A 16,337-nucleotide genomic window follows, 5' to 3' on the forward strand; every position below is an offset into this window, starting at 1 on the left:
ACTCCTTTTTTAGTCTACTTTGAGTCTAACCTTGTTAGGCTTTTTTTGTTAAATGTTACGAACTAGCAAATCGCGTATGCTATATTAAATTTTAATGAGAGAAACTAACCGGAAGGGGTCTTATATAATGGCACGAAAAGTTGCAGTAATCGGAATGGGGCACGTTGGTTCAACGGTCGCCCACTATATTGTCGCTAATGGCTTTGCGGACGACCTGGTACTGATTGATACCAATGAAGCCAAAGCCAAGGCGGATGCCCTGGATTTCAAGGATGCCATGGCCAACCTGCCGTTCCATACCAACATCACCGTCAATGACTATGGTGCTTTAGCAGACACCGACGTGATTGTTTCGGCGGTGGGGAATATCAAGCTTCAGGACAACCCCAATGCGGATCGTTTTGCCGAGCTGCCGTTTACCCGGAAGGCCGTTGCTGATGTTGCTGCCAAGATCAAGGAGAGTGGCTTTAACGGCAAGATCGTTGTCATTACCAACCCGGTAGACGTGATCACCTCCCTTTACCAGGAGATCACTGGTCTGCCGAAGGAACACGTCATCGGGACGGGGACCCTGCTGGACTCTGCCCGGATGAAGCGGGCGGTTGCCGACCGCTTGCATGTCGACCCCCGTTCCGTAGCCGGCTACAACCTCGGTGAACACGGGAACTCCCAGTTTACGGCCTGGTCCACGGTCAAGGTCCTTGACCAGCCGATTACCAAGCTGGCTAAGGAACGCGGCCTAGACCTCGATGAGCTGGATAAAGAGGCCAAGATGGGCGGCTGGACCGTCTTTCAGGGGAAGAAGTACACCAGTTATGGGGTTGCCACCGCGGCGGTCCGTCTGGTCAACGTCATCCTCTCCAACGCCCTGACGGAGCTGCCGGTCTCCAACTACCGGGACGAATACGGGGTCTACCTGTCATACCCGGCCGTGGTCGGTCGCGACGGGATTGTTGCCCAGAGCCACCTGGACCTGACGGATGAGGAACTGGCGAAGCTCCAGACATCGGCCAACTTCATCAAGGAGAAGTATGCCGAGAGTCTGGACGCCACGAAAAAGTAGCCAAACATTTAAAAGCATGATACAGTAAGAATTAAACCTACTTAAGGGACTATGACACGCGTCGTGGTCCCTTTTAGTCTGAAGAAAGGAACATTTCAACAATGACCAAAGAAGTAAGAAAGATCATTGCGACGGTTATTTTCTGCGAATTCTTGATCTGTCTGGGGATGAGCCTGATCTTCCCGGTGATGCCCTTCATCAAGAATGAGTATGGCTTCTCGGCCTTCGACATGGGGGTGATGTCATCCCTGTTTGCCTTTGTCCAATTTGTCGCCTCACCGGTGGTCGGCCGGGTCTCTGACAAGTTTGGTCGTAAGCCGATGCTGGTGTGGGGGTTACTGATCTTTTCGCTGGCCGAATTTCTGTTTGCGATTGCCCAACACCTGTGGGCCTTTGATATCTCGCGGGCGATCGATGGGCTTTCGGCGGCCATGTTTGTGCCGACCTCCATGGCCTTGGCCGCCGATTTGACATCGGTCAAGGAGCGGGCCAAGGTAATCGGCTGGCTCTCGGCGGCCTTCAGTGGGGGCCTGATCCTGGGTCCCGGCCTGGGGGGAGTGCTGGCCAACGTCAGTTATAAGTTTCCATTCTGGGTCGCCGGTGGTCTTGGCCTGGTCAGCACCATCGTCGCCTGGGTCCTCCTGCCGCGCAATGACGATGAACGGTTCAAGAGCACCACTAAGAATCCGGAGAGCCAGCTGCTGGGGAGCACCTGGTCGCAGGTAAAGAAGATGATGACCCCGGCCTTGATCATGCTGTTTGTGATGATCTTCGTGGCGGCCTTTGGCTTAGCCGGCTTTGAGAGCATCTACAGCCTGTACGTCAACGAGGTTCACCACTTTGACCTGGCGACGATCGCCCTCGTTCTGACCTTAAACGGGATCATCTCGCTGGTCCTGCAGGTCTTCTTCTTTGAGGGCCTGGTCCACTGGCTGGGGGAAGTACGGCTGATCCGTTACAGCTACTTCCTCAGTGCTGTGGGAACAGTCTTCGTGATCTATGACCATTCACACTGGCAGCTGGTTGTTGCCACCCTGGTGATCTTCGAGGCCTTCGATATGCTGCGCCCAGCGATCACAACACTGTTGACCAAGATGAGTCAGGACAACCAGGGCCTGTTGAACGGGATCAACATGTCCCTGACCAGTGTCGGAAATATCATCGGGCCGCTGATCTCGGGGGCGCTGCTGGACATGAACTACCAATACCCTTACTGGGTGGTAATTGTCTTCTTAGTAGCGGCATTTATCATCACGTTTGGTATGAACAAAATAATTGTGCGTGATTGAAAGAAAGAACCGATGAGTTTTGACGAGTAACTTGATGATGTTGATTGCGGTTGGCTTGTTAGTGGGAGCTTCGTCATTTTCCGCAGCGGAGCCATCTACCTGGGAATCAAGGCGATCGGGTGAAAGACTGGTGAGCAGCTTGGCTGCTCACCAGTCTTTTTTAGTTACATCACGTTGTCTTGCCCGTACTTGCACATCGCCAATAGCGGGCAGTGGGCGCACTTGGGATTGCGAGCGGTGCACTGGTGCCGACCCCAGTAGATCATACTGTGGTGGGCATCGAGCCACTTGTCCTCAGGGACGGCAGCCATCAGGCGGTGCTCAATCTGGAGGAGGGTCGCCTTTTGGTCAACCATGTTAAGGCGGCGGGCAACCCGGCTGACGTGGGTGTCGACCGCAAAGGCGGGAATCTTGAAGCATTCTGCCAGGACCACGTCGGCGACCTTACGTCCAACCCCAGGCAGGCTCATCAGTTCCTTGCGGGTGTGGGGAACCGTACCATTAAAGTCCTTCACGATCGCCCGTGAACAATTGACCAGGTACTTGGCCTTGTTGCGGTAAAGACCCAATCGTTTGATGTATGGTTCGACGTCGGCCGGTTCCACCGCTGCCAGGTCACGGGGACCCGGGAACCGTTGGAAGAGGGCCGGAGTGGTCAGGTTAACCGACTTATCTGTGGCCTGGGCGCTGAGGATGGTCGCCAGGAGGAAGTGGAAGGTGGTGTCGGCCTTGAGAGTCGTGTTGGCCTCAGGAAACTTTTGACGCATGACGTGGATGGCTTGACGGATTTTTTGATCAGTAAGCATAAGAAGACTTCTTTCTATTACGAATATTCTTAGCTAAATTGTCTGCGGGTGGTTGCTATAAGTCAAGTTTAGCCAAAATGAACATTAAAGAAACTTCATTTTGAAATTTAATCTTCCTAATTTAATGATGGAAGCCAGAAATGCACTACTTTGCAAATGAAAGCGATTCCTCTTAATGACCGATGGTAAGGTTATTTAAAATTAAATAAATTAATGTTTGACCTTAAGGAACGGACTTGATAGAATGTATTAAAACTTTTCTTATAATTCTAATAAAATTTTAATAAAGGAGGAAGAGTTATGAGTCTTTGGAAAACAATTACGCGGAAAGAAGATCCGCATGTTTATGAAAGCAAAGACGGCCATCTGGTCCGATCACTGCGGGTGCGGGACTTCCTAGCACTGGGTGTCGGAACCATTGTGTCAACCTCGATTTTCACTCTTCCCGGTGAAGTTGCGGCAATGCATACCGGTCCGGCGGTTGCCATCTCATTCTTGGTGGCGGCCGTGGTTGCTGGGCTGGTGGCCTTTGCATACGCCGAAATGGCAGCGGCCATGCCATTTGCCGGGTCTGCATATTCCTGGATTAACGTTGTCTTTGGTGAATTCTTCGGCTGGATTGCCGGTTGGGCGCTGCTCGCCGAATACTTCATCTGCCTAGCCTTCGTTGGTTCAGGTCTATCGGCCAACTTTCGGGCATTAATCGCCCCTATGGGGTTGAAACTGCCGGCTTCACTATCTAACGCCTTTGGAACCGATGGCGGGGTGGTTGACCTGGTTTCCGTCATCGTGATCGCCCTGGTAGCCCTGCTGATTTCTCGTGGGGTTTCCCGTGCCGCCCGGGTGGAGAACATCCTGGTGGTCTTAAAGGTATTTGCCGTTCTTCTCTTTATTGTCGTGGGGCTGTTTGCCATCAAGGCAACCAACTACGTCCCGTTCGTCCCTAAGTATCATGAAACTGCCAACGGTCCGTTCGGTGGCTGGCAGGGGATCTATGCCGGTGTTTCCATGATTTTCCTTTCTTACATCGGTTTTGACTCCATCGCTGCTAACTCTGCCGAGGCGGTCAATCCGCAAAAGACGATGCCGCGGGGGATCCTCGGTTCACTGGCTATTGCCGTGATCTTGTTCGTTGCCGTCAGTCTGGTCTTAGTCGGCATGCTGCCATACCAGAAGTACGCTAACAGTGCCGAACCAGTTGGTCTGGCGTTGCGGGCGGCCGGGCACGGCGGCGTGGCGGTGGTTGTTCAATCAATCGCTGTGGTCGGGATGTTCACCGCTTTGATCGGGATGAGCATGGCCGGTTCCCGGCTGATCTACTCCTTCGGTCGTGACGGCATGCTGCCGAAGTGGCTGGGGAAACTCGACAAGAACCAACGGCCAAACCGGGCCCTGTGGACGCTGACGATCGTGGGAATCTTAGTGGGGGCCTTCTTCCCATTCTCCTTCCTTTCCCAGCTGATTTCCGCCGGGACCCTGATTGCCTTCATGTTCGTTTCCCTGGGAATCTACGCCCTGCGGAAGCGGGAAGGCAAGGACATCGCCGACCCTTCGTTCAAGGTGCCGTTCTACCCCGTCCTGCCGGCATTAGGGTTCTTAGCTTCCCTGTTCGTCTCCATCGGTTTGGACTACGACGCTAAGCTGTACGCCGGGATCTGGTTTGTTCTTGGCCTGATTATCTACTTTGCTTACGGAATGCGGCATTCCTACCTAAACAAGAGGGAGGCGGATGGTCATGAGTGAAGAGACTAATCGCCAAATCCTGGCAAGAGAGCAGGCGGCCTTCTCAACGGCGGCCCGAATCAAATACTACGACATCGTGATTGACCATGGGCACGGGGCCATCATTACAGATGTCGAGGGCAACGACTACATTGACCTGTTGGCGAGTGCGAGTTCGACCAACACCGGTCACGCCCACCCGCGGATTGTAAAGGCTATCCAGGACCAGGCGGCCAAGATCATTCAGTACACGCCGGCTTACTTTGCAAACTCCCAGGCAGCCCGCTTGGCCCCGCGGCTGGCGGCCCTGGCGCCGATGAGCGGTCCGGTTGAAGTCGCCTGGGGAAACTCCGGGTCGGATGCCAATGATGCCATCATCAAGTTCGCCCGGGCATATACCGGTCGGCAATACATGGTGTCCTTCACGGGGGCCTACCACGGCTCAACTTACGGTTCCATGACCCTTTCTTCGGTTACCCTGAATATGAGTCGCAAGATGGGCCCGTTGCTTCCGGACGTGGTTAAGGCCCCGTTCCCATCACCGTGGGACCGGTTGCCGGACGAGAGTGAGGACCAGTTTGTGGACCGGATGTTTGCGGCCTTTAAGCAACCGTTTGAAACCTACCTGCCGGCTGAGGAAACAGCGGCTATCCTGATTGAGCCCATCCAGGGTGACGGTGGAATCGTCAAGACGCCGCCAGCCTACCTTCAACGGGTCTATGACTTTGCCAAGGAACATGGAATTCTCTTCGCCATCGATGAGGTTAACCAGGGGATGGGCCGGACCGGGAAGTGGTGGTCCATCCAAAACTTTCCTGGCATTGAACCCGACCTGATGTCAGTCGGCAAGTCCCTGGCCTCCGGGATGCCGCTGAGTGCCATCATTGGCCGCAAGGAGATCATGGAGTCCCTGGGTTCGGCGGCCAACGTCTACACCACCGCTGGGAATCCTGTTACCACGGCGGCGGCCAACGCCACGCTAGACGTGATTGAGGACGAACACCTCCTGGAACGGTCAACCCGGTTGGGCAAAAAGGCCGCGGCATTCTTTAAGGAAGAGCAGGCCAAGTATGACTTTATTGGCGACGTGCGGATGTACGGCCTGGACGGGGGAATCGATATCATCGACCCCGCCACGGGTAAGGGGGATGTTGAAGCGACAACCAAGCTGATGTACCGGATCTTTGAACTCGGCGCCATCATCATCAGCCTGCGCGGCAGTATCCTGCGCTTCCAGCCGCCGTTGGTCATCACCGAAGAGCAGCTTAACCAGGCCTTTGCGATCATCGACCAGGCCTGTGGTGAGCTTGCGGCCGGCAAATTGAGTCTGCCTAATAATGCCGCCGAACTCGGCTGGTAATCCCTATCGAAGGGGCTGTGACAAAAGTTCCTTGAAATAAAAGAACCATTCGGAATTTCCAAAGAAATTCTAAATGGTTCTTCCTTTTTTCTTGAAGTTATATGAATATGAAGACGGCCTTCCGGCCATTTTCTTCATGTTCAATGCCATTAGGGCAATTCCAATTTGCCTTTTGGCTTTCTTAAGACCACGGACCGTGAATCTCTTGAAACCCAAATAAGCCTTCAAATTGCCAAAAACTGATTCTACATCGTATTTCCGACGCGAATAAGTATTGGAATTTAAAAGCGACTCGCGAGCTTTAGCCTTAAAATATTCCCACTGTGGATTCACCATAATAGATTTGATATTTCCACGGGGCGTTAATGCTTGAGGAATAACCTGATGATTTTCATCGTACTTTTCAGCTTGATACAATTTGAAATCACGACGAAACTTATACTTATCATTGCGATAGGCATAACGTTTGAAATTAAAGCGGACGCCATACGGATCAATGTAGTAATCATCAGCTTCATGATATTCCCAGTTCATCACTTTACGATCATCAGAACGCCATTTACGACTATTCTCTTTGAGCATGGTGCTGTAAGGAATTAGAGCTGTACAATTAGGCAATTCGTCCTCAATATACTTGTAATTACTTTCCGAACCATAACCAGCATCGGCGACAATCTCTCGACCCAAAACGCCGTTTTGGTCGAGTTGGTGAAGGAAGGGAATCAGAGTTCTCGTATCAGTAGGGTTCTGCATTAGGCTATAACCAAGGACATATTGTGAATTGGTCATAATTTGAAGATTGTATGCCGGCTTAGTTTGGTCATTTCGCATGGGATCTTCTTTCAGACGCATAAAAGTGGCATCATGATCAGTTTTGGAATAGCTATTCCGTTGACCAGCAATCTGGGCCTGGGTTTGATATTCAAGGTGTTTTTGACGACAGCGATCCAGTGCATGAAGGTACTTTTTAGCATGGCGTCGCTCTTGTTTGGCTGGGTTAGGCGAAACCTTTGCGGTTTCGCCTAACCCGTTGATTCAACTCCTCGATTCGCTGTTCGAGTAATGCAATAACAGTGTCAAGTTGGTCAATGTCGAACTTCTCTTCATCGACATTGATTTTAACCTCTGCCTGTTTAATCTCATGAATTAATCGACGAGCTTTCTCAACATTCAATTCACTGTACTTAATTGTCCGTTTTTTCCAAACAAAGGAATATTTATTGGCATTAGCTAGGATCTTAGTACCATCAATAAACGAGGCCTCCTCAATCATTCCTTGAGCTTTTAAGTAACTGTGGAATTCTTTGAAGCTACTTTGAATCATTTCTTCTAGCTCTTCGGAAACAATAAAGCGAGCAATGGTCCGATACGTTGGCCGTTGTTCTTGAGTTAGCCACATCGCTACTAGATTTTCACGAGCAAAGCGTTCAATTTTCCAGCAGGAAATGATTCCATAACTATAGGCCAGTAGGACTAGCTTTAGTAGCATGCGTGGATCATACTCTCTCGGGCGACCCATTATTCTAGGTCGACGGACAGCCAGACTTTCAGCTAAACGATTAATATAGTGTGCCGGATGACTCGATTCAGGTTCATAAGCAGTAGGTATGTTCAAACTAAGTTGATTCATGTTATAATGTGTATTCAAGGTTTTGTATCCTTTCGAGGGTATTTGAGAAGCATCGACGGTCAGGTCGGTGCTTTTTCTTTTACTAATTTTAAAGGAAAACGGAGTTAAATGAAATCCGAAGATTTCATCTAACTCCGCTTATTTTTGGGGACTTATGTCACAGCCCCATTTGTCATTGGGGAATGATTTGCCTTTTAGCTATTTGGTCAGTTATACTTTAAACGCCGCCTTAGCTCAGATAGGTAGAAGCACATCCATGGTAAGGGTGACACGGCGGTTCAACTCCGCCAGGCGGCTTATATAATAGTGAATGGAGAAACGCTACAAAACGTTTCTCCATTCTTCATGTTATGGCTAATTTTCAAATACCATCTGCTGGCGGAGGGCGTTATAGATCGATGGCCGGGCGCCGAGCAGCATGCTGGTGTAGTAGGCGACAAAGGTGAGCAGCATCATCGGGAAGACCTGCTGGATGGTGCCGACCATCTCAGTGACCAGCAGGATAGCGGAGAATAGAACCCCCTCTGCGGCCCCAAAGTAGGCGGCCATGCTGATGGCGATGATGTTTAGGTAACAGCTAGCTGGGATAATGCCGGTGTGGATCATGACGATTCCAGCAATGGCGCCGATCACGCTTCCCAGGACGAAGATCGGCATGAAGATACCGCCGGGAACCGTGGCCCCATAGGTCAGCATGGTTCCAAAGAAACGCAGGACGAGGAACAGGACCATCATTCACAGAAGCGGCAACCAGTCGGCATGCAGACTGGTGTCGGTCACGTACATAATGAAGTTGTGGCTACCCCCCGAGAATGTGCGGGTTCCACAGGCCGACTGGGATGACCAGCAAAAGGGGCAGGATGCTGTGGTAGTAATTAGGCAGGATCGTGAACTTCCGGTACCACCACTTGAGGTTAAAGATGAAGTACTGGAAGAGGAAGGCCAGTGCGCCGATTGCCACGCCAAGGACGATCAGCCACGGATAGGCGCCGGTTGGCAGGCCTGTCTTGATCGGCAGGTAGAGGCAGGGCTGGGTGCCGAAGAAGGGGAAGGTGACGGCATCGGCCGCGGTGGCGGAAACAAAGGCCGCGACCCAGACTTTGGCATGGAAACGGTGGGTGACTTCTTCTAAGAGGAAGACCGTTCCGGCCAGGGGAGCACTGAAGGTGGCGGACAGTCCGGCCGCCACGCCGCATTGGAGAAGAAGGTGCTCATCTTCTTTTGACAATTTGAAGACCTTCTCGGAAAGCCCTTGACCAATGCAGGACCCAATTTGAATGCAGGGCCCCTCCCGACTGAGAAACAGGCCAGGGCAGATTGTCAAAAGACCGCTGACAAACTTGCGCCGCAGGACGGTTCACCAGTTCATCCGGTGCTGGCCAAGCAGAATCGCCTCGATCTGCGGGACCCCGGACCCCACCAGGTCGGAGAGATCAGCTTTGATGAGGCAGCCGATCAACCAGGCCACGAGGATGGTGCCGAGGGCGTAGGGAAGCAGCCAGAGCGGATGGTGACCGAGAAAGGGGTAGACGATGGTCAGGAGACGAAGGGTCTGGTCGATGATCCAGCGAAAGACGCTGACCACCAATCCGGTGACCAAACCGACGACGATCCCGGCCCAGATATATTTGAGAAATGGGGCCGAGAATGGTTTAGCGAGGACATTCTTGGCCGGTGATAGTGCGCTTGTGAGTTATCTAATTGAGACACCTTTCCTTGAAAAATAAAGTTGCATCCCCATTATAGATCAACCGCCGCGCCTAGCATCGGCTATGTTAAAATGAAGCTAACTTATTTACAGGAGGAATGTTATGGAGTTTATTGCAACCTTAGCGGGCCTGCTGCTGGCAACCCAGGTAGTGGCCCACCTCTGCCGGCGGGTGGAGATCCCCGAGGTAATCGGCCAGATCCTGGTCGGCATCATCGTCGGTCCGGCCATCCTGAATTGGGTCCACCTCGACGGCATGATGAATGAGTTCCAGGAGATTGGAGTCATCATTCTGATGTTTATCGCCGGGCTGGAGAGTGACCTCTCCCTGCTCAAGAAATACTTACGGCCGGCTGTGATTGTCGCGGTCATCGGGGTCGTTGTCCCAGTGATCGTGATGGGCGGGGCCAGCTACCTGTTTGGCTTCACCAAGATGGAGTCCCTCTTTATCGGGGTCATCTTCTCGGCTACCTCGGTCAGTATTTCAGTGGCGGTCCTGCGGGAGTTCAACCGCCTCGACAGTCGGGAAGGGGCGACGATCCTAGGGGCCGCAGTGGCTGACGACATCATCGGGGTGATCATGCTGAGTATCATGATCAGCATGATCAACGGTAGCAAGGGCGGCCACACTAACCTGCCGCTGGGGCTGGCCCTCCTGTTGCAGGTGCTCTTCTTCGGGGGCACCTACCTGGTAGTCCGCTGGTTGGCTCCGTACCTGATGCACCTAAGTGAACGCCTGCTGACGGTGGCCGCGCCATCGGTAATGGCGATGATTATCTGCCTGGGGATGGCCGCCCTGGCCGATTACGTCGGCTTAAGCGGGGCGGTTGGCTCCTTCTTTGCCGGGATTGCGGTTGCCAATACCCACCGGAAGAAGACAATTGACCGGAGTTTCATTCCGATCGGTTACGCCCTGTTTATTCCCCTCTTCTTCGTCAGTGTCGGTCTTAACATGCGCTTCGACAACCTTCAACGCTCGTTTATCTTTGTGATCGTCATGACGATTCTGGCCTGCCTGACCAAGCTGGTCGGCTGTGGCGCGGGGGCCAAACTGTCGGGCTTTAACCTGCCGAGTTCCTACGTTGTCGGGAGCGGGATGGTGGCCCGGGGTGAGATGGCCCTGATCACCGCCCAGATCGGTTATGAGGCCCACCTGATGTCATCGATGTACTACTCCGACGTGATTACCGTGATTATCCTGGCTACGGTGATAGCCCCGTTCATGCTCAAGCACGCTTTGAAGGCGGCCCATGAAGAATAATGAAAAAGAGACTGGCAGAGTTGCCGGTCTCTTTTTACGTCAAAGTCTTCGTTGGCGACGGATCGAATGGAAGATGCTACAATATTATATTGCCAATAACGAGAAAAGAGGGTAAGCATGGGAGAACGAGAAGAGAAACAGCAAGAACAACAGCGCGTCAACAGGGTCATCACCGAGATCAAACGGCAGATTGATGAAACAGCCACCGCGGTGGAGGCCGCCCATAAGGAAACCTGGGCCGTGGAACGCAATTACAGCGAAAACGCCTCGATCAACCGCTATGAGGTCGATGATATTGCCGAGTCGCGATCAATGTTGGAACAGCAGCGGCAACTGGTTTCCCGGGCCGCCGAGAGTGAAACGATCTTAAAACACCAGCTGGCCACCTTGAAGGGCCTGCAGGGGTCACCATACTTCGGCCGGATTGACATCAAAGATCCCGGGGAAGATGAGCCGGAATCACTCTACATCGGGACCGCCTCACTGATGAACGACGATAAAACCGACTTCCTGGTCTATGACTGGCGGGCCCCAATCGCCGGAGTCTACTATAACGGAACCCTCGGCAAGGTCAGCTACGAAACCCCGGCCGGTACCCAACACACCGAACTGGTCAAGAAGCGGCAATTTACCATTAAGAATGGCAAAATCACCAACATGTTCGACACCAACGAGACAGTCGGCGACGAACTCCTCCAGGCGGCTTTGGGCGAGCAGAACGACCAGTACATGCATAACATTGTGGCAACGATCCAGAAGGAACAAAACGACATCATCCGGGATACCCACAGTGACCTCCTGCTGGTTCAGGGGGTTGCGGGGTCCGGAAAGACCTCGGCCATCCTGCAGCGGATCGCCTACCTGCTCTACCACAGCCGAACCGTCCTGAACGCTGACCAGATTGTTCTCTTCAGTCCCAACAACCTCTTTAGTCACTACATCTCCGAGGTTCTGCCCAGCCTGGGGGAACGCAACATGCGGCAGGTAACATTAGAGGGCTTTGTCCGCCGGCGTTTTGAGGGACTGAAGGTTGAGAGCCTGTTTGAACGCTACGAGACCCGGCAGGCCCACCCGGACGCCAGCCGGGCGATCGCCGACTTCATGGAAGGGGTCACGATGATGAACCAGGTCCGTCAGTACGCGGCAAGTTTGACCGACCAGGACCTGCAGTTTAGCGACCTTCGTTTCAACGGCCGGGTCTTCTTCAGTGCTGACCACATCCGCGAGGTCTATGAATCGCTGCCGAGCGCAATGCATCCCGCCGACCGGATGGTGCGGTTAAAGAACAAATTGATTCGGGAGCTCCAGCACCGGGTCCGGATCGAGGCCAAGAGCGACTGGGTGGCTAAGGAACTCGATGACCTGGATACCCAGCAGCTGCACCGCCTGTACGGCAAGAAGACGGTGGATGACTTTGCCGATGAGGATGCCCAGTATGCCTACCTGTCGCGGCGGTGGGCCAAGCGCCGGCTGCGGATCATCGCGGATGCCATCTATAACAACTACTTCCTCGACTTCTACAACCAGTACGAGCGCTTTCTTCGTCAGGTGACCCTGCCTAAAACGATCAGTGTCCGGGAGTGGGCGGACATGATTGCCGCCTACCAGGACGAGATCGAGTTTCACCGACTGGAACTGATGCACGCGGCCCCGCTGATGTACCTGCGCGACCTGATCACCGGCAGTGGGCAGAACCGCTCCTTCCAGTACGTCTTCATCGATGAGATGCAGGATTACTCCCTGGCGATGATGGTCTATCTCCGTCACGTCTTTCCGCAGGCCCGCTTCACTGTCCTCGGCGACAGTGAACAAGCCCTCTTCAAGCCGCTTCAGTTGCCAGAAACGATGTTGAAAGAGCTCAGCGGGGTTCTTGATGCCAAGCACCCGAACCTGATTGCCCTGCGGCGGAGCTACCGGTCGACCAAGGAGATCACCGACTTTGCCAAGGCCCTGCTGCCCGACGGCGACCAGATTATTTCCTTTACCCGGCACGGTGCCAAGCCGCGTCTGCTGGTGCGCTACTCAGCCGCCAGCGCCCGTCAGGCCTTAGTTGACGAGGTAAATAAGCTGCATCAGGACAACGAGACGGTGGCCATCCTGACTAAGAACCGCCAGCAGGCTCAGGATGTCTACCAAATCCTGCACCGGCAAAAGCTGGCCGACCTCCACCTGCTCAGTGAGGAGGACAGTGCGTTGCCGACGGGGATCCTCGTTCTGCCGATCTACCTGGCAAAGGGGCTCGAATTCGATGCCGTCCTGGCCTACGCTGTGTCAGCGGATAACCTGAAGAATACCGATGCGGTGGGGATGGTTTACACGATGGCTTCGCGGGCCATGCACCAGCTGACTCTTTTGAGTAATGGCCCGGTCAGCCCGGTTTTGAACGCCAAGGCCTGTCAGAACCTGGTAATTGAACACGAAATTGTTCAATAAAGTGGCTGAAAGTGCTTTCATAACGAATCGAGATATGATAATCTTATGATAGTGATTTGAAAAGGAGACGTTCGTTATGGTTAAAGACGAATACACATTAGTTTTAGTAAAGCCTGATGGTGTCAAGACCCGCCACATCGGTGAGATTATTACCCGGATTGAGCGGAAGGGTTACAAGATCGAAGCCCTGAAGATGATCCAGCCAACTGAAGAATTGCTGCGGCAACACTACGCTGACAAGGTTGACAAGCCATTCTTCCCGGACCTGCTGGAATACATGACGGAAGGCCCAATCGTGGGAATCGTGGTTTCTGGGACCAACGTTATCAAGGCCATCCATAACATGGCCGGTGCCACCAACCCAGTCGAAGCCGAATGGGGAACCATCCGTGGTGATTACGGTCGTGAATGGCCAGATGGCAACCTGCGGAACATTGTCCACACCTCTGATGAACCGGCTAGTGCAGCTCGGGAAATCAAGATTTGGTTCCCAGAATTTAAGTTCACCCAACCAGACTAAGATCTTAGTGAATGGTTGGCGCCGATCCATTCAGAATAATTATTTCCATTTTGAGGCGCTACATAGCGCCTTTTTGTTTAGTTAAGGGGGACAAATAATGAGTATTCATGTCAACGAAGATCAAAAGCTTTTCCACTTGCAGACGGCCAAAACCAGTTACATCTTTAAGATTTTAGAGAATGGCAATGCGGGGCAGCTCTATTACGGACCGCGGATCCCAGTAAAGGACGACTATGCCAACCTGGCCAGTCGGGAAGAGCACGACTGCACCAACACCCTAACTGTGGAGCAGAGTGACTTCCAGCTGGAACTGATCAAACAGGAGTATGCCGGCCTGGGCAAAGGGGATTACCGTTACCCGGCCTACCAGATCACCTACCTGAATGGTTCCCGGACCTCGGAGTTTACCTACACCGGCTACAAGATCACCAACGGCAAGCAGCGGTTGGCCGACCTGCCATCCAGCTTCGACGACCGGGGCGATGATGCCCAGACCCTGACGGTGGAGTTCAAGGACGAACTGGCCAATGTGATCTTGGAACTGCACTACACGGTCTTTAAGAAGGAAGACGTGATTGTGCGGAGCGCCACTTACACTAACCACGGCGAACCGATTACCCTTAACCGGGCCCTGAGTACCCAGCTCGACCTGCCGGACAGTGATTACGACATGCTCCAGTTTTCCGGCTCTTGGGCACGGGAACGGCACCTTATTCGGACCCACCTGCGTTCGGGTGTCCAGAGCATCAGCAGCCTGCGGGACGCCTCCAGCCACCAGCAGAATCCATTCTTCATCCTGGCCCGGCCGCACACCGATAATAACCAGGGGAGTGCCATTGGATTCAACCTGATTTACTCCGGGAACTTCCTGGATTCCGTCGAGGTGGACCAGTTCGATACCACCCGGGTCCTTGTCGGCATCAACCCCGACGAGTTTGCATGGCACCTGGACGACGGTGAAAGCTTCCAGACACCAGAAGCTGTAATGTCCTACACCGCAGACGGTCTGAACCAACTGAGCCAGCAGCTCGGGGCCTTCTACCAGGACCATCTGATCAACCCCCACTTCGCTCATGAGGAACGTCCGGTCCTGATCAATAACTGGGAAGCCACCTTCATGGACTTCAACGAGCAGAAGCTGATGCCAATCGTTGACAAGGCCCACGAGCTGGGCATTGAAATGTTTGTCCTGGATGACGGTTGGTTTGGTCACCGTGACGACGACAAGTCCAGCCTGGGGGACTGGTTCGTGGACGAGAAGAAGTTTGCGGACGGGATCGACGGCTTTGCCAACGCGGTCCACGCCAAGGGGATGAAATTCGGTCTCTGGTTCGAACCCGAAATGATCTCCCTCGACAGTAAGCTCTATGAATCCCACCCAGACTGGATGATTGCTACGCCTGGTCGGCAGAGCACGCCTGCCCGGAACCAGTTTGTCCTCGACATGAGCCGGAGCGAAGTGGTTGACTACCTGGTTGACCACATCAGCGCCATCATCAAGAAGACGAAGCTGGACTACATCAAGTGGGACATGAACCGGAACATTACCGAAATGTACGGGAACCAGTTACCGGCTGACCGGCAGCTGGAGTTCGCCCACCGTTACATCCTCGGCGTTTACCAACTATATGCCCGCCTGACTAAGGCCTTTCCAAATGTCTTGTTTGAATCCTGCGCCTCCGGTGGTGGCCGCTTCGACCTCGGGATGATGTACTACGCTCCGCAGGCTTGGTGCAGTGATGACACTGATGCCATTGAGCGGATTAAGATTCAGGACGGAACCTCTTACGGTTACACTCAGTCGATGTGGGGGGCCCACGTTTCGGCCGTTCCAAACGACCAGGTTGGCCGGCTGACCTCCATTGATACCCGGGCGGCCGTGGCCTACTTCGGCGACTTTGGCTATGAATTAGACATCACCAAGCTGCCGGAAGACCAGTTGGCAACGATCAAGAAGCAGGTGGCCTTCTACAAGCAGTACCGGCACCTCTTCCAGTTCGGTAAGTTCTACCGCTTGGAGAATCCGGATACCAACAACGACAATGTTTACGGCTGGCAGGTCGTCAATGCTGATAAGAGTGTGGCCATCGCAGCCCGCTTCCAGATCCTCAATGGCGCCAACCCGGCCTACATCCGGGTTTACTTCGCGGGTCTGGATCCTGAGAAGACCTACACGGTTAATGACGGTCAGGAGAAGTTCTCCGGGGCCGAGCTGATGCACGTCGGTTACTTTGTTCCACGGATCATGGACCGGACCAAGCCGGAGAAGGATCCGTCCGACTTCAGCAGTCGCCTGTTCGTGGTCAAGGAAGCTTAATGAAACTCAATTGAAGACACTAAAGGAGCTGTGGTCCAACGTACAGTTGGCTCACAGCTCCTTTTTAATGATGTTTAGCCGGAAATCCCGTGACTTTAGTCATGGGATGGATAGGCCCCTTTAGCGCCCGTTAGGGCGTTTTTTAGTTTCGTTACGTCAATTGCTAGTTTGTAACATTCCAAATTTTGCTAGATTATTCGTCATGACAAGTGCCTCGATCTGTGCTTG

General features: G+C 53.2%; 9 protein-coding genes, 1 tRNA gene and 2 pseudogenes. 9 read left to right on the forward strand and 3 right to left on the reverse strand.

The window, feature by feature from the left end; translation table 11 throughout:
• Window positions 1–127 precede the first annotated feature (127 nt).
• The gene (locus tag QOS10_RS07445) at window positions 128–1,063 is read left to right on the forward strand and encodes an L-lactate dehydrogenase (protein WP_283594826.1); all 936 of its coding nucleotides are present in this window, start codon (window positions 128–130) and stop codon (window positions 1,061–1,063) included.
• Window positions 1,064–1,164: 101 nt separating this feature from the next.
• A complete protein-coding gene (locus tag QOS10_RS07450) occupies window positions 1,165–2,352 on the forward strand; it encodes an MFS transporter (protein ID WP_283594827.1) in 1,188 nt (395 codons plus the stop codon).
• Window positions 2,353–2,516: 164 nt separating this feature from the next.
• On the opposite strand, the gene nth is transcribed toward QOS10_RS07450, so the two are convergent.
• Window positions 2,517–3,158, reverse strand: coding sequence for an endonuclease III (gene nth, locus QOS10_RS07455; RefSeq protein ID WP_283594828.1), 642 nt, complete (start codon window positions 3,156–3,158; stop codon window positions 2,517–2,519).
• 300 nt (window positions 3,159–3,458) lie between these two features.
• On the opposite strand from nth, the gene QOS10_RS07460 reads away from it, so the two are divergent.
• Both QOS10_RS07460 and QOS10_RS07465 read left to right on the forward strand, forming a co-directional pair.
• On the forward strand, window positions 3,459–4,901 hold the full coding sequence (locus tag QOS10_RS07460; RefSeq protein ID WP_283594829.1) for an APC family permease: 1,443 nt from the start codon (window positions 3,459–3,461) through the stop codon (window positions 4,899–4,901).
• The gene (locus tag QOS10_RS07465) at window positions 4,894–6,240 is read left to right on the forward strand and encodes an aspartate aminotransferase family protein (RefSeq protein ID WP_283594830.1); all 1,347 of its coding nucleotides are present in this window, start codon (window positions 4,894–4,896) and stop codon (window positions 6,238–6,240) included. The genes QOS10_RS07460 and QOS10_RS07465 overlap by 8 nt, the downstream gene beginning before the upstream one ends.
• Window positions 6,241–6,309: 69 nt before the next feature.
• Here the strand turns inward: QOS10_RS07465 and QOS10_RS10365 are convergent.
• A pseudogene (locus QOS10_RS10365) lies at window positions 6,310–7,888 on the reverse strand (IS1182 family transposase).
• A 205-nt stretch (window positions 7,889–8,093) separates the two neighbouring features.
• On the opposite strand from QOS10_RS10365, the gene QOS10_RS07480 reads away from it, so the two are divergent.
• A tRNA-Thr gene (locus QOS10_RS07480) sits at window positions 8,094–8,167 on the forward strand.
• A 57-nt stretch (window positions 8,168–8,224) separates the two neighbouring features.
• Here the strand turns inward: QOS10_RS07480 and QOS10_RS07485 are convergent.
• Window positions 8,225–9,494 (reverse strand): annotated as a pseudogene (locus tag QOS10_RS07485) (ClC family H(+)/Cl(-) exchange transporter).
• Window positions 9,495–9,681: 187 nt separating this feature from the next.
• Between QOS10_RS07485 and QOS10_RS07490 the strand changes: the two are divergent.
• The 4 genes from QOS10_RS07490 (at window position 9,682) to QOS10_RS07505 (ending at window position 16,109) form a co-directional block, all read left to right on the forward strand.
• Window positions 9,682–10,839 (forward strand): cation:proton antiporter, encoded by a 1,158-nt coding sequence (locus tag QOS10_RS07490; protein ID WP_283594833.1) that lies wholly within the window; start codon window positions 9,682–9,684, stop codon window positions 10,837–10,839.
• A 117-nt stretch (window positions 10,840–10,956) separates the two neighbouring features.
• On the forward strand, window positions 10,957–13,272 hold the full coding sequence (helD, locus tag QOS10_RS07495; RefSeq protein WP_283594834.1) for an RNA polymerase recycling motor HelD: 2,316 nt from the start codon (window positions 10,957–10,959) through the stop codon (window positions 13,270–13,272).
• A 76-nt stretch (window positions 13,273–13,348) separates the two neighbouring features.
• The gene (ndk, locus tag QOS10_RS07500) at window positions 13,349–13,792 is read left to right on the forward strand and encodes a nucleoside-diphosphate kinase (RefSeq protein WP_283594835.1); all 444 of its coding nucleotides are present in this window, start codon (window positions 13,349–13,351) and stop codon (window positions 13,790–13,792) included.
• Between the two features lie 97 nt (window positions 13,793–13,889).
• The gene (locus QOS10_RS07505; protein ID WP_283594836.1) at window positions 13,890–16,109 is read left to right on the forward strand and encodes an alpha-galactosidase; all 2,220 of its coding nucleotides are present in this window, start codon (window positions 13,890–13,892) and stop codon (window positions 16,107–16,109) included.
• Window positions 16,110–16,337 lie beyond the last annotated feature (228 nt).

It is taken from the genome of Limosilactobacillus galli (assembly GCF_947381495.1).
Classification (GTDB): Bacteria; Bacillota; Bacilli; order Lactobacillales; family Lactobacillaceae; genus Limosilactobacillus; species Limosilactobacillus galli.